Source organism: Actinomyces timonensis DSM 23838 (genome assembly GCF_000295095.1).
GTDB lineage: Bacteria > Actinomycetota > Actinomycetes > Actinomycetales > Actinomycetaceae > Actinomyces > Actinomyces timonensis.
On record NZ_JH806633.1, the window covers coordinates 679555 to 696125 of the forward strand.

General features: G+C 70.4%; 3 protein-coding genes (1 of these 3 running past the window's edge). All 3 read right to left on the bottom strand.

All coding sequences use genetic code 11. The features are described from left to right. Window positions 1–3861, bottom strand: partial view of an SDR family NAD(P)-dependent oxidoreductase gene (locus A1QA_RS0109355; protein WP_020372764.1) — the beginning only. 7212 nt of this gene lie to the left of the window's left edge; 3861 of the gene's 11073 nt are visible here — the first part of the coding sequence; it begins with the start codon at window positions 3859–3861; its stop codon lies beyond the left edge, outside the window. Next, a complete protein-coding gene (locus tag A1QA_RS15975) occupies window positions 3858–15836 on the bottom strand; it encodes an SDR family NAD(P)-dependent oxidoreductase (RefSeq protein ID WP_020372765.1) in 11979 nt (3992 codons plus the stop codon). Before A1QA_RS15975 ends, A1QA_RS0109355 begins: the two co-directional genes overlap by 4 nt. Beyond that, window positions 15833–16571 (bottom strand): CurL C-terminal domain-containing protein (locus A1QA_RS0109365; protein ID WP_279625148.1); only part of this gene is annotated, 739 nt, incomplete at its 5' end. The genes A1QA_RS0109365 and A1QA_RS15975, both read right to left, overlap by 4 nt.

A 16571-nucleotide genomic window follows, 5' to 3' on the forward strand; every position in this document is an offset into this window, starting at 1 on the left:
GGCAGCAAGCGCCAACTCACGAGATCCCGCGCCCGCGCGCTCCGGCGACCCGGCCTCTTCCTGTGGCTGGAGCAGGGCGCGACGCATCGCCGGGACAGATCCTTGTCCGCAGGCGATCGCGGATTCGGAGGAGGCCACTGCTCGGTCGATCAGCGACAGCGCCACCGCCGTGTCCAGCGGCACCATTCCCAGATCTCGACGCGCGGCCTCGACAGCGTCGTCGCTGATGGTCATACCGCCCTCGGCCCAGTAGGGCCATCCAATGCTCACTGTCCGGCCCTGGCGCTCCCCCGCCTCCCGCTGGCGCTCGCGCCTGGCCGCGGCCTCGTCGAGGTAGGCGTTGGCGACGCAGTAGGCCGCCTGCCCCGGGTTGCCCAACCAGGCCGACAGCGAGGAGAACAGCACCACACGCTCAAGAGGCTCCTCGCGCAGCACCTGGTCGACCACGTCAAAACCGCCTGCCTTGGGAGCCAGAACACGTGACACCTGGTCGGCAGTGGTGCTGCGCACCAGCGCGTCGTCAAGCACGCCCGCGACGTGATAGAGCGCGTCGACGGTTCCCCATACCTGGTGCACGCGGTCCACGGCCCGAGCGACGTCAGACTCGACGGCGGCATCGGCAACCAGGTACAACAAGTTGTCCCCTGCCGCCTCGGCCCAGTTCGGAAGCGGGTCGGGAGCCCCGGAACGAGACAGCACAGCGGCACGACCACCGGCTGCGACCACCGCCCGCGCGACGAGCGCGCCGACTCCCGAGGAGCCGCCGACGACGAGAGCCGTCTCGGCTCGCGGCTCGACGTGCTCCGGGAGCTCCACTTCGGCCATGACAGCGACGCGCCGCTGGTCATTGGCGACCCGGACCAGCAGGTCGGCCTGGGCAGTCTCCTCCAGGACATGACGCGCCAGGTCCTCCGTCGCCCGGATCTGCAGCAGCGAGACGACGAGGGAGGACTCCAGCCGCAGTGTGGCCGCATACCCGGCCATGGCGGCTGCCGCCGGGCTGGATCCGCCAGCAAGGTCCACTAGCAGCACACGCGTCCCTCGGACGCCGTCGGTCAGGAGTGGCCTGACCACCTCCTGGCAGCACTCGAACAGATCCTGGACCCCCTGCGCGTCCGCGGAGGTCGTGGGCAGCACGATGATGACGGCGTCGCTGTCCTGCGCCCGAGAGACGAGGTCGGCCACGCCCTCCAGCGCGGGCTGGAGGCGCCCGGCGTCACCAGCGAGGCACACCCGTGGGCGAGCGGCGGGCCGCGGTCCGGTCTCTGCGCCAGGCGTCCACCTGCGCGCCACGGCAACGACACCGGTTCCGCCCACGGGGGCGAGGACCAGTCCGCTCGTCGAGGCCAGGACGGTGCCGTCGGCAGCGGTGATGTCGACATCGAAGCACAAGGACTCACCTGCGCGCCGGGTCGCGACGACGTGGCGCGCCTGCTGGGCCTCTCCCCAGATCTCGAAGCGCTCCGCCGCGAGCGGAAGATAGGTGCCGCCCGCGGGCAAGAGCGGTCCGACGCACTGCCACGCCGAGTCCATGACGCCCGCCCAGGCGGAGTCCTCCGAGTCCTCCGGAGGAACCAGCAGGCCGGTGGCCTGACCGCCCTCGGCGCGAGGGTCTCGCAGTGCCTGGTAGCGGGGACCGTAGGTGATGGCCGCGGGAGCGGTCCTCGCCGTCACCTCGGGCAGGGCTGACACGGACGCCAGGTCCACCGAGCGCGAGGGGCCCGCCGTCGCCTCCCGGGCGACGACGCAGACCCGGGAATGGGAAAGAATGCTGAGCTGACCGTCATCACCTCGCTGGACGTCCAGCTCCAGGTGCTCCTCACGCGCCTCCAGCGGGTGCTCCCAGCGCAGGTCGACCAGGGCCGGGGCGCTGTCGCCGTGACGCTCATCAGCCTGGCGCAGGAGGATCTCGGCGGACGCTGTGGCAGGCAGCACCGGTACTCCCTCAATGCGGTGCTGGTCCACCCGCCAGTCCCTGGAGTCGATCGACACGCGGGAGCGCTCCTCACCCCGACGCGCGCCACGAGCCTGCCCAGAGCCCTCGAACCACAGCGGCACACGCTCGAAGGGGTACGTCGGCAGGACGACGGACCTGCCGGATGACGTCTGTGGCAACGTCGCCCAGTCGACCTCGTTCCCGCCGACCCACGCCTGCGCCACGGCATCCAGGCCGTCTGCCGCAGTGACAGCCGCATCACGGGTGGGCCGGGCACGGCCGCGGTACCAGCCCTGCCCGGAGGCGGCCAGCTGATGCAGCAACGAGAGCGCCTCCGACCTGTCCCGAGCCACGGCGGCTGCCCGCTCGGGCAACGCGTCACGGCCGCGTTGAAGTGTCAGCGCGACATCAGTCGCCGCCAGTTCCGGCTCCCGCTCAAGAGCAGCGGCCAGCCGCTGGGCGCACAAGCGCAACTGCTCCGGCGAGTGAGCCGACACGACCAGCACCACGGGAGTATCGCCCGCGTCCGGTCGCCGCGGCTGCTCCACGTGCTCCTGCACCACCAGGTGAGCGTTGGTGCCGGAGAAGCCGAAGGAGCTCAGCACTGCGCGGCGCGCGGACTCGCTCCTCCACTGACGGTGCTCGGTCCCGACCGTGAACGGGGAGCCGGCGAGATCGAAGTGCCGGTTGGGGGCGGAGAAATGCAGGGTCGGGACCAGCTCCCGGTGCTCCAGGCACATCACTATCTTCTGCAGCCCAGCGACCCCGGCCGCGGCGGAGGTGTGGCCCAGGTTGGACTTCACCGAGCCCACGGAGCAGAAACCGGTGTCGGAGGTCCAGCGCCGGAACGCGCCAGCAAGGGCAGTCAGCTCGACCGGGTCGCCGAGGATCGTGCCCGTGCCGTGCAACTCAGCGTAGGAGATCGTCCGAGGATCGATCGACTCCCGCTCGTACACCTCCTCGGCCAGGGCGCGCTGTGATGCCAGGCTGGGGGCGGTGATGCCGTTGGTCCGCCCGTCCTGGTTGATGCCGGAGCCGATGATCAGTGCGCGGACAGGATCACCGTCGCGCAGTGCGTCAGCAAGCCGCTTGAGCACCACCGCGCCCGCGCCCTCACCCGGCACGAAGCCATCGGCGTCATCGGACAGCGCGTGACAGGCACCCGTCGGGGACAGCATCCCGGCGTCGGCCATCTGCGCCAGACCGTCTGGCGAGAGGTAAGTGGCCGCTCCCCCAGCCACCGCCATGTCGATCTCGCCGCTGCGCAGCGCGGTCACCGCCAGGTGCACCGCCACGAGGGACGACGAGCATGCCGTGTCGATAGTCAGCGCCGGACCCGCCAGGTCATAGAAGTAGGACACACGGCCAGCTGCGATCGCGTTGCTGGAGCTGGTCACGGAGGCCCTGGGCGACCCCGCGCGGTCGCCCAGGAGCAGATAGTCACCGTTGGCAAGGCCGAGGTAGACGCCGCACCGAGTGCCGGCCAGCCGGGCCCGGGCGTAGCCCGCGCTCTGGAACGCAGCGGCGCACTCCTCCAGGAACATCCGATGCTGCGGATCCATGGCCCGCGCCTCGGCGTGGGGGATCTGGAAGTAGGTCGGGTCGAACATCTCAACACCGTCGAGGTAGCCGATGCGCGGCGAGACGATGTCCCTCATGTCGGCCCCGCCGAACCGCGGCGGTAGCGGGCGCACCCCGTCTGCGCCGTCGGCGAGCATGCGCCAGTAGGCGTCCAGGTCCCCGGCCGCCGCATAACGACCGGACATGCCCACGATGGCGATGGGCCCGGTGCCGGGGGGCTCCGCCTCGGCTCTGGTGGCGGCTACCTGGTCAGCGCCGACCGTGAGCAGCCGCTTCGCCTCCGCCGGAGTGATGCGGTGCGTGCGAAGCGCCTCGAGGACCGCGGCACGATCCACCTGGCTCATTCCGGCACCTCCTGCGCCATCAGCTCTGCGGCCTGGGTGGGAGGCACCGCGCCGTCGTAGACCTGGTGCAGCAGGGCGTCGAGGTCGTCCTGGGCACCAGCCGGCGCGTCAAGCATGCGGGTCTCCTGCGGAGGCGCGCTGGCAGCCACCTCTGCGGCCACCATCGTCGCGAATCTCTCCACCGTCGGGAACTCGTACAGCCTGGCCGTCCCCAACGCCAGCCCGAACTCCTTGTTCACCGCACGAATCCACTCCACCCCGACGACCGAGTCCAGCCCCTGCTCAGAGAATGTCAGGTCGAGATCCACGTCCTCGGGTTCCACGAACAGCTCCCGCGCCAGGCTCGCCACCAGGCGGTCCCTCACCTCCGACATGTCGGGAGCGGGCGGTGCCTCCTCACCCGCTGGCTGCTCCCGCACCGCGCCCACGGCTTGCCCCTCGGGCGAGGCGGGCGGCTCAGAGGAAGGCTCATCAAGGGTGACCTGCTGCGACGACGCGCATGGCGTCTCTGCGGGCACGGGCTCATCCAGCGGCATCAGGTGGACCAGCCCCTCCGGCTCAGGAGGCTCGGCCGGGCTGCTGGGCACATGCGCGCGGCTGGGAAGAGACTCGCGTGCCAGCGGATCCTGCGAGGTCGCTGGTGACAGCCTTCCTGGTGCCGGGGCCGTGGCACGAGTCGAGTCCGGACGCACCCAGTAAGCGCTGCGCTCGAACTCATAACCAGGAAGACTGATCAGCGGAGCGTCCTCGAACAGGCGGGTGGGCAGCGAGTAGCCCTGGCAGTACAGCTGCGCGACGGCGCGAAGCGCCTCGTCGACGGCGACGGGATCGACCGCGTCCGCCACCACGGCCGCCTGATGGTCCATGAAGGCCGCCAGCCCAGCCACGGAGGCGGTGTCATGTCCCGAGGCACCGGAGAAGACACGCGCCCCGGTGTGGGACCCGGCAGCCTCGGCGAGTGAGGCGCACGCCTGGGCCCAGTCCGCGCAGACCACGGCGACCCGGTGCGACAGGTGGCGGCGGCCCACAGCGAGCGTGCGCGCGACAGCGTCCAGCGGTACGCGGGGGTGCGCCTCCAGCCACGTGCGCAACGCGCGTACCTGGCGTCCCAGAGCCTCCTCGTCCACCGCCGACACCGCGAGCAGGACGGGAGCCGCTGATGGCCGCATGTCAGGCAGGGGGTCGCCCTGCTCCAGGATGAGGTGCGCGTTGGTGCCGCTGAACCCGAAGGCGCTGGTCGCAGCACGGCGAGGGTGGGAGGCCTCGGGCCAGGCGCGGGCCTCACGGTTGAGATACAGGGCTGCCTCGTCCCAGTCGACGTAATCGCTGGGCTGATCGCAGCAGGCTGTCGGTGGAAGGGCCTCGTGCTCCATGGCCCCGATCGCGACGAGCGCGTTGACCAGGCCGGCGGCCGCCTGCGTGTGACCTATGGATGGCTTGACCGACATCAGCGCGCAGCTGTGCGGGGGCGCGGAGGAGTAGGCGCTCGCCAGGGCGCGCACCTCGACGGGGTCCCCAAGACGGGTGCCCGTCCCATGCCCAACCACCAGCCCCAACGTAGCCGGCTGGACACCAGCGGCCTCCAGGGCACGCGCGATGACGTCCTCCTGCGCGGACCCGCTCGGAGCTGTGATGCCGTTGCTGCGACCGTCATAGTTCACGGCCGTCGCAAGAACCCGAGCGCTGACCCGACGACCCCGCCGACGCGCCGAGCCCTCGCGCTGAAGCACCAGCGCGACAACCGCCTCACCAGGCACCATGCCGTCGGCCCCGGAGTCGTAGGCACGACACCTCCCAGTGGGCGAGAGCATCTCAGCGTCAGCCATCGCGTCGAAGGTGGGAGGGGCGCTCAGCACGTTGGCGGCCGCGACGATCGCGGTGTCGCAGTCGCCCTGCTGCAGCGCGAGCCGAGCCTGGTGCAGCGCGACCAGGCCAGAGGAGCACGAGGTATTGATGGCCATGCAGGGACCGGACAGGTCAAGGAAGTAGCTCAGCCGCGCCGCAAGCACTGAGTTGGTGTTGGACGTGACGCTTGCCTGGTCCAGGAGACGCGAGTAGTCGCCTTCCTCGATACCGACGTAGACGCCCACGCGCTCGCCGTGCAGCTCCTCATCCGTCAGCGCGGCATCCTCTACCGCGTGCCACATCTCCTGCAGCAGCAGACGCTGTCGCGGATCCATCTGGTAGGCCTCGCGGGGAGCGATGTCGAAGAACCTGGCATCGAACTCCGCGACCCTCTCCAGGCAGCCCATGCGACGGACGACGTCGTCGACGTGCCACTCCCGTCGTTCCTGCGGCACCGAACCGATCGCGCAGCGACCCGAGGCCACCAGGTCCCACAGCTCCTCCACTCCACGGGCCTGCGGGAACTGGCCGCTGGCTCCGACAACGACCACCTCGCCTGGCTGGCTGTCCCTCGCTGGCGCCTGGTCACTGCCCGGCCGGGCACCAGGACCGTGGGGGTGCTCGCCCGCCGGGGCGGGAGCGGGCGCCTTCCCAGCGCGATCGGCATCCGCACCGGCCCCCGGCGCCCTCAGCAGCGCGGAGATCTGCTGCTCGTGACGCGACACCAGGCTGGCAACGACGTCGTTGACCGTGGACTCCTGATAGAAGTCCGAGGGCTGGACGGTCACCCCCAGCTTCTCGGTCAGGGCGCCTGCCAGCTCGACGAACGTGATCGAGTCGAAGCCGTAGCTCTGCAGACGCGCAGTGGGGTCGATGCGTGAGTGGTCCAGTCGCAGCACCGCTCCGACCTCATCACTCACCACGGCACGAAGGCGCTCCTCAACAGGCCACCCGACCATGCGCGGCTCCCACGCCGCCCCAGCCCTGTCCTCAGGATCCTCGGCAACGGCCGGCGCATCAGGGACCGATGCCGGGACCTGGCCGGTCCGGGGCGCCTGGGGCCAGAAGCGCTCCCGGGAGAACACGTACCCGGGGGCCGAGACCAGCGAGGCGCCCGACTCTCCCAGCAGATCCGCGGGAAGATCGCCGGCGAGGTAGAGCGCCGCGATCTGCGCGGCGCTCTCGCCACCAGGGTCGTCGGCCAGGCGCCTCGTCAGTTCACGCATCTGAGCGGACGGCTCCTGAGCCACCTGGCCGCGTGCCACCACCGAGCGCACACCATCGGCATCGGGATCGGCAACGGCGCCGCGCAGCGCTCTCGCTGCCTCCATCACGGAGGCAGCGAGCACCGCGCACCGGTACTCATGGTGGTACCGCCCCTCGGCCAGTGTGCGCGCCACCGATCGCAGGTCGGGAGCCTCCGGAGAGGCGCACCAGCGCGACAGCTCCAGCAGCATGGAGTCGAGCGCCTCAGGCGACTTCGCAGAGACCAGTAGGGGAAGAACTACACTCATCGCGGGCTCCAGAATGCTAGGTGACGGGGACGTGACTTCGCTGACCACAACGTGGGCGTTCGTGCCGCTGACACCGAAGGCGCTCACGGCGCCAACACGCGGCTGACCCTGACGAACCGGCCACGGGCGCTCCCGCTGCAGGATCGACACAGGGCGGCCCTCCAGGCGGATGTGTGGGTTGAGGGGCGCGCAGGCAGGATTGGCCGGGATGACTCCACTGCGCAGGGACTCCAGCAGAACAATGAGGCTCACCAGCCCTGACGCGGCCTGACTGTGTCCCACGACCGGCTTGACGGAGGTCACGGCACAGGTTCCGGGCGCCGAGCCCAGGGACTCGTGGGCTGCTGCGAGCGCGTTGAGCTCGATAGGGTCGCCCAGACCCGTACCGGTGCCGTGGGCGATGACATGACCGATCTCGTCAGCCTGGACGCCGGCCTCGGCGTAGACCGCTGCCTCCAGGCTCCTCTGGGCGTCCCCGTTAGGAGCGGTCAGGCCGTTCGTCCTGCCGTCGTAGTTGACGCCGCTGCCGCGCACGACGCCATGGAGCTGACGGCCGTCACGAACCGCGTCCGACTCGCGCATCAGGACAATGGCGGCAACCGCCTCGCCTGGCACCATGCCATCCGCGGCCTCGCTGAACGCCGCGCAGACACCACCGGGCGAGAGCATGCCGGCCTCGGCCATGGTGTCGAAGGTGCCTGGGTCGGTCAGCAGGTTGACAGCCGCGACGACGGCCACGTCGCACTCGCCCGACTCCAGGCAGCGCACCGCCTGGTGCATGGCGACCAGGCCAGAGGAGCAGGCGGTGTTGATCGCCATAGCAGGCCCGTGCAAGTCCAGCATGTAGCTCAGGCGCGCGGCCAGCGCGCCCGTGTGGTTGGAGACGACCTGTCTGTCGGGGTTGTCGAGGAACTGGTAGTCGCCGTCCTCCACACCGACGAAGACGGCCACTGTCGAGCGCTCCAGCGCGCGTCGCCCCAGCGCGGCGTCCTCAAGCGCGTGCCACATCTCCTCCAGCAGCAGACGCGCTCGCGGATCCAGGCCAACAGCCTCACGTGGCGAGATCTCGAAGAAAAGCGGGTCGAAGACGTCGATGTCGCTCAGCGCGGCAACCCGGCGCGACGCGCCCTCCCAGCCTGGCCGTCGCTCCGCGAGGTCGAGGATCTGGCTCTCGCCGCTGCGCACTGCCTCCCACAGCTGCCTCACGTCGTCGCACTGCGCCGCCCGGACTGAGCGGCCGACGACGACCGCCGGGTCGTGCTCCACCGTCCTGGGGGCCGCAGCGGGAACAAGAGGAGCCGGCGCCGGGCGGGTGGTCCCTGACGGCTCGGGATCCGTCCCGTGCCCACCGGCCAGGGCATCGGCATAGGCGCTCGCCAGATGCTCGGCCAGGAGGCGAGGCGTGGGATGGCTGAACAGCACGTCCGGTCCCAGGTCGATCCCCAGCGCGTCGCCAAGCGCCTCAGCTATCTCGACGATGGTCACCGAGTCAAAGCCGATGTCCTGGAAGGAGTCGTCGGGATCCTGACGGTCTCGGGGGATCTTAAGGACCTGCTGGACGGCTGTCGCGCAGGCCTCCATGACGAGATCGGGCACTGGCGTCCCAGCCACGGCCTGCTCCGGCTCGGCGGCGCGCTCCTCTCCGACGTCGTCAGCGCTGGCTCCCGGACCCGCCTTGGGGAACAGCCAGTACCGCTCCTCCTCGAACGGGTATGAGGGCAGGCTCACCCGACGCCCTGATCCTGCGACACCCGCCCAGTCGGATAGGCCGCCAGCAAGCCAGGCCTCAAGCTGATGGTCCAACGTCACGAGAGACTCCACGGGCACCGGCTGCGCCGCACGCAGGTTGACATGCCGCAGGCCCTGGCCATCGCGCACACGGGTCGCGAAGCCACGCATGGCAGTCAGGTCAGTCACGACAGCCCCCGCGCGCCAGGCGAAGGCCTCGCGACCGACCTGCAAGGTGTAGGCGATGGCCCCCAGGTCGTTCTCATCCACCTTCTCGGCATCAATCGCGGCGACCAGCCGCTCGGCACTGCGGCGCAGGGCGTCCTCGCTACGCGCTGACAGAACAACGAGCACTGGACCAGGGCGGGCGGCCTGAAGGGCGGCGTCGTCCTGGTAGTCCTCAAGCACCACATGGGCATTGGACCCGCCCGCCCCGAAGGACGATACGCAGGCTCGCAGCGGCCCACCGGGGTAGGCAGGCTCCCACGGCGCGACGTCATGCTGCACCGCCATGCGGGTCCGCTCAATGCCCAGCAGGGGGTTGAGCTGCTCGCTGTGCAGCGATGGCACCAGGGTGCGGTGCCTCATCTGAAGCAGGACCTTGGTCAGCGACGCCATGCCAGCGGCTCCCTCGCCGTGCCCCAGGCTCGCCTTCACCGACCCGATGGCGCAGGCGGCCCCGTCGCCCAGTGCCTGCGCCAGGCCACGGATCTCAATCGGGTCACCCAGCTTGGTACCCGTTCCGTGAGCCTCGACGTACGTCACCGTCGCGGGGTCGACGCCGCTCTCCTCCAGCGCGCGGCTGATGACATCGGCCTGCGCCACGGGGCTGGGGACGGTGAAACCAGTGGTCCTGCCGGCATGGTTCAGACAGGACCCCTTGATGACGGCGTATATGTGGTCACGGTCCCGCTCAGCCTGGCGCAGCGGCTTGATCAGGACGGCGCCCACGCCCTCGCTGGGAACGTAGCCGTCAGCGTCAGCGCCGAACGCGTGGCAGTGGCCCGTCTTCGACATGAAGCCGGTGCTGTCCAGCAGCAGGAGCTTGCTGGGATGCAGCGTGAGGTTGATCCCGCCCACGATGGCCTGGGCGCACTGGCCGCTGAGGATCGCTCGGCAGGCGGTGTCCAGCGCGGACAACGTCGATGAGCACATGGTGTCAACCGCGAGGCTTGGCCCCTTGAGGCCTAGTTGATAGGAGACACGGTTGGGGACCGAGGACAGGTTGCCCGGTACAGCCAGCGGCATCCCCGCCATCTGCGCCTCCACGCCGAAGAGGTGGTACTCGGTGGTCATCAGCCCGACGAACACGCCGGTGGACTGCCTGCCCTCGGCCTTGAGGTCCGACGGCCGGTAGCCCGCGTCCTGGATGGTCTCGTAGGCGCAGCGCAGGAACAGCCGCTCCTGCGGATCCATGTGCTCGGCCTCGCGCGGCGAGATTCCGAAGAAGTACGGGTCGAAGTGATCGACGCCGTCGAGGAAGCCGCCCGCGCCCGGAACCGGCCCCCTCTGGTCGCGCCACGCCAGGGTGTCGGTGTCCCAGCGCGAGACCGGGACCGAGCTCACCGCGTCATGGCCGGATCGCAGGTTCTGCCACAGCTGGTCCACGTCCTGGGCGTCGGGGTAGCGCCCTGCCAGACCGACGATGGCGAAGTCCAGCGGTCCAGGAGCCGCGTGAGCCCCCCTCTCCGATGTCTGCTGACGCCTGCTGCGGCGCGGGGAAGGAGCCCTCCTACTGGCAGCGGTGCCCGCGCCGGCTGTGTCTTTGACCGCGCTCCTCACGGCAGCCTTCTGCTGGACCGGTGCGTGAGCCTGCGTACCAGCGAGAGCAGTGGATACAAGGGCGGCAGCCGCCTCGGGGCGCTCGGAGGCAAGATCGTCGGCCAGCTCCTTCAGGGTCTCGTACTCGAAGAAGAGCGTCTTGGGCAACTCGCCCAGCTCGCGCTCGAGATCCTCAATGACGCCGATCATTCTGATGGAGTCCAGCCCCAGCTGGTCGAGATTCACGTCAGGGTCCAGCCAGTCAAGGGGTATCTCGAGGCTCTCATGGAGCAACTCCACGACTCGTCCCAGCACGGCCTCGCTGGGGGTGACAGGGTGGGGCTGAGTAGCGGCCACCACCGTGGTGCCCGGCTGCGGGCGCGACGGAACCGGCGCTCCCCCGGTCTCCTCGGGCTCCTCCGTAACGTCCAGCAGGTCGCGCAGCACTTCTGGGGTACGTCCCGGCGTGGAGGCGAGGCACAGCGTCTGGGACTCGCCGGAGGCGATGCTCGCGTGGAGCGCCGTGAGGCCAGCCGTGGACGAGATGGGCGCGAAGCCCTGCTCCCGAGCCATCCTCTCCAGCAGCGTCTCAGGAATGGCCATGCCGCCCTCAGCCCACAGCGACCAGTCGATACTCACCGTGCGACCGTGGCGCTCACCCTGCTGCACCAGTAGGTTGCGCTCGTGCGCCCAGCGATCCATGAAGCCGTTGGCCGCGGCGTAGTCTATCTGGCCAGCGTTGCCCAGCACGCCTGTGGTCGAGGCGAAGAGCGCGAAGACCTCGAGCGGGAGGCGCGCGGTGGCCGCGTCGAGGTTCACCGTCCCCCGCACCTTCGGCACCAGCACCGACGCGAGATCCTCTGGAGTCTTGGTGCGCAGCGAGCCGTCTCGAGTGGCACCCGCGCAGTGGATGACACCGGTCAGGCTCTCCACTTCATCGACGACACGACGCACGTCGGCGGGATCTGCTAGGTCCAGCTGGACGTAACGAGCACGGTCCCCAGCGTCCAGCTCGGCGAGTCGCGCGCGGGCGCGCTCGTCCGGAACCGAGCGCCCGGACAGCATCACGCGCACTCCCTCCTGCTTCAGCAGATCCCGCGCCACCAGGAGACCGAGGCCGCCAAGGCCTCCAGTGACCAGATAGGAGCCAGGCGACCAGGCGTGCTCCCGCCACGTCATGGGACTCCACGTCCTGCGCCTGGCCAACGCCCCGGCGACGTGCAGGTGGGCAGCGGGAAGGGTCGCGGAGGCCTGATCCCGTAACAGCGTCCCCAGCGCCTCGGCATCAGCCCGCGGCGTCACCTCGACGAGCTGGGCCATGACCCGTCGGCTCTCCTTGCTGATAGTGGCGACCATGCCGACGAGGCCGCCAGCAAGGCCCTCCGGGACGAGCACCTGCAGCAGGACGGGGCGGGCCGGTCTCAAGCCGACCAGCTCCTGGCTCAGCCGCAGCAGTCCCTGCGCCGCCTCCTCATAGTCATCAGACGAGGCCGCCCCCGTCAGGGGGATGTGGTGCACCACCGTGTCAGCGCCAAGAGCCCGCGGGTCGGCGCAAGCCCCGACAACAGCCACGTGCCGGTCCCGCGACTCGGCCGCGGACGCCTCAGAGGCTCCGGAATCCTGGGACGCCAGGGGCGCCCAGCCGGGGGCGAGCAGGCTCACCTCCGACTCGACCGGGCTGTCGGCGGCCGGTGCCGTGGTGAGACCGTTGATCTCCAGCACCAGCGCGCCGTCGGTGTCGGCGACGTCGATGTCGAACCGTGTGAGGCGCCCCCTGCGTCCCAGGTGGCGAACGCGGGCAACGACCCGCGCGGGCATCGCCCGGTGCACGGTGATGCTCTCGGCGCCGACCGGCAGGCCTGGCTCGCTGGAGCCGGGCTGGGCCACCCCGATGGCCTGGAGGACGCCGTCCAGCACATCAGGGCGCACCACTGCCGCGTCCCACGTGGCCACCGCGGCGCCAGCGGTCACACTGGCCTCCTCACCGGCGGTGAGCACGCCGGTGACCGTGCGATACGCAGCACCGTAGTCCAGCCCCACCCGGCCCAGCATGCGGTACAGCTGCTCGCTGTCGACAGGCCGCATCCCGGCGGAGCCTGGTTCCACAGGATCCGCGGCCGTCGGTGCGGCCAGTGCTTCCAGCACGACGCTGCTGGCGTCCTGCGGCGGGGCACCGCTCGGACCATAGCCGAGGGTGAGCAGGACCGAGCCGTCCTCCATCTCCTCAGCACGTACCACGACGTCGGTCTCACCGGTCACGACGACGGGGCGCTGAATGCTGAGCCCGGTCAAGCGCAACCCCGCGCCCGGCCCGGGTACGCGCCCGTCCAGGATCCGGGCCGCGTCGCACAGCACGGCGAGATGCCCTGCCGCTGGCAGCGTGGGCACGCCGTCAAGACGATGATCAGCAACCAGCGGATCCGCGGGGCGCAGGCGGGTCCGCGTGCGCAGGCCCTCGCCAACCGTTGAGGCGTTCCTGCCGGCCAGGCCACCGGCGCTCTCAGGCGACTGGGCGCGCGGCTGCTCCCCCACCCAGTAGGTGTCCGTGGCAAAAACCGTGCCAGGCAGCGAGACGAGTGGTGGCTGGCTCGCTCCCCACAGGGGCGACAGGTCGGAGACATAGCCCTGCGAGTAGCTGTCCGCAACCGCGCGCAGCACCTCGCCCCTGGTCGCCTTGTCGGCGCCGTGCGCGCCACGCAGCATCTCCTCCAGGGCGGTCTCCTGAGCCCGATTAGGGCGAAATCCTCGAGGCACCCGGGAGACGGCCGACTGGCCCTGCGCCAACTCCTCAAGGGCGTGGACAGCCTCGCCACTGGTCGCGGCGACGACCGCTGCGCGACAGGCGAGGTGGTGACGTCCCTCGGCGAGCGTGCGCGCGACCGGGGCCAGGGACAGCCGCCTGTCGCGCAGCGCCACCGCCAGGTCAGCGCACTGGCGCCGCAACGACTCCTCGGTGGCACCGGAGACCAGCAGGATCTGCGAGTCCTCCGGCCAGCTCGTGGAGTCGGCCGGTGAAGGCGCGCGCAGCAGGACGTGCGCGTTGGTGCCACTCACGCCGAAGGCGCTGACAGCGGCCACCGGATGCTCCGCGGCCTGTGGCCACGGCTGGGTCTGGGCGCAGACCCTCAGGCCTGTCGCGTCCCAGTCGACGTAGTCGCTGGGCTCCTCGCAGCAGATGCTGACAGGCACCTCACCGCTGGTGAGGGCGCACGTCGCCACGACGGTGCTGACCAGGCCTGAGGCCGCCTGGCAGTGACCGATGCTGGGCTTGGTCGACATGAGCAGAGCAGGCGCGTCGCGCTCGACTGAGCCCATCACCGCGGCGAGCGCCTTGACCTCGACCGGGTCCCCCAGCGGCGTGCCTGTCCCGTGGGCGACGACGAGCCCGACCTGCGCGGGCGAGATGCCCGACTGCGCCATCACCGACGAGATCAGGTCCGCCTGGGCGGCGCCGTTAGGAGCAGTGATCCCCTGGGTGCGCCCGTCGTGGTTGACGCCGGAGCCCAGGACGTCGGCGCGCACCCGCCTTCCCTCGCCACGTGCCTTGTCCCCGTCCTCCAGCACGAGGGCGACCACGGCCTCGCCCGGGACCATGCCGTCGGCACGCCTGTCAAAAGCCCGGCAGCTGCCGGTGGTGGACAGCATGCCCGCGGCACTCATGGCTTCGATGGTGCGCGGGTGCGTGAGGATGTTCGCCGCTGCCACCACGGCGATGTCGCACTCCCCCCGCTCCAGGCTGGCACGCGCCTCGTGCAGCGCCACGAGCCCTGACGAACAAGCTGTGTTGATCGCCAGGACAGGCCCGTGCAGATCCAGGAAATAGGCCAGGCGCGCGGCCAGCACCGAGTCGTTGGCACCCGTGAGGTCCTCGTCGTGACCGAGGTGGTGGGCGTAGTCACCGTTCTCGACCCCCACGAACAGGCCCACGCGGTGGCTGCGCAGTGTCCTCTCCCCGACTCCCGCGTCCTCCAGGGCTCGCCACATCTCCTGCATCAGAAGGCGCTGGCGCGGATCCATCTGCTCCGCCTCTTTGGGTGAGATGGCGAAGAAGCGCGGGTCGAACTCAGCGACACCGGGCAGCCACCCAGCCACGGAGGCGCTCCAGTTGGAGGGGTAGCCAGGGCGGTCAACGGGCAGCTGAGTGATCGCGCAGTCACCAGCGCGCAGGTTCTTCCACAACTGGCCGACGTCACGGGCACCGGGGAAACGGCCACTGAGGCCGATGATCGATACGAAGCCGCCCGTGTGGGAGGTCGTGCCAGCAGGCCTCTCCCGCGCCGAGACGGCAGAGGGCGCGGGCACAGGGAGCACACGGGTCTGGCGAGGCGCGTCCGCGGTCTCGTAGCGCTGCGCCGCCCACGCGGCATGGCCGGCGACAAGCCCACTGGCCAGCTCCACGCACGACCCGTAGCGGAAGAAGATATCGGGAGTCAGGCTGAGCCCCAGCCTCTCCGAGAGGAGCTCCGAGAGCTCGCCCAGTGTGATCGAGTCAAGACCGAAGTGGGAGAAGGGCTCCTCCTCCCCGACCATGTCGCGCGGGATGTGCTGGAGGGCAGAGATCACTTCCCGCAGTTCCTCGACCAGGCGCTCCTCAGCAGCCCAGCCCGGTTGAGCCTGGGCATGGCCTGAGCCGGCGCCGTGCGCCTCCAGCACCACCAGTCGGCGAGCGGGCGACCCGGATCCCTCGTGCCGCAGCAGCACACCATTGCTGTCGAGGTCCGCGGCCTCGGCATGCGCCTCGACCGCCTCGTACCGGGCAACACGCTGCCACCGCGCTGGTGCGGGCAGCTCAGCAGTGGCGACAGCGTCACGGGAGAAGAGCGCAGCGCGCTCAAGCGTCATCACGTCCTCGTCCGTGGCCTCTCCGGGAGGCACTACGAGGAGGCCGCTGCACAGAGCGGTGTCCCCCGTACTGCCGCTGCGCACCAGCGTCCACCTACGCCGGGCCCCCTTCGCGTCCAGCGCCACGCGGACAGCGTCACCACCGCGCACCACGGCGTCGGCCACGCCCCACTCGACGTCGAGCAGCTGACAGGGACGGGAGGCGTCGTGGCACAGGGTGGAGCGCACAAGCTCGAGCTGGGCCAGCGCGTCCAGGGAGACAGTCGGGTCGGTCTCGTGCGTCATCGCGCGATCTCCTTGTCTGAGACGTTGGTCGCCACATCGATCCAGCGCAGGTCGGGCACCTCGACGTCGTCCGACGCGCCGAGTGGGAGCTCCTCCCTGGCAGCCGGCGGCTGGGGCCAGTAGCTGTCGCTCGCGAACGGGTAGCGGGGCACACCGCCAAGGCATGGAGCATCCCCTGCCCCTCGTGTCGGCTCGTAGCCGCGGCAGTAGAGCTCGGCAACGGCTTGCACGGTGTCGGCGCCGGGAACTCGCGTCTGCGCGCGCAACTCGTCCCACAGGCGCTGCGCCGCCTCGGCGAGGACGGGGTTGGGACGCTGCTGAGCGGGAACGACTCCGCGGAGGATGTCAGGCGACCGCTCTCCGGCGGCGGCGCGGCGCAGACACCCCACGGCGCCGCTGCCCGGCGGTATGACGATGCCTGCTCGGTGGGCGAAGTGGAAGCGGTGCAGCGCCAGCGTCACAGCAAGGTGGTCCAGCCGGACATCCTCGCCCTCACGCTCCAGCCAGTCAGCCAGGTTCCTGCAGCTGTCCACCAACGCGGTCTCGGTCTTGGCCGACACCATCAGCACAACCGGCCCCTGACCACCACCAGCCGGAACCGGCTCGTCCCACCCCACCTCACGCTCCAGCACCACGTGAGCATTGGTCCCAGAGAACCCGAACGCACTCACCCCACCACGACGCAGCCCACCAGCGCCCGGCCACGCGCCCAGCTCACGACTGACAAACACCGGC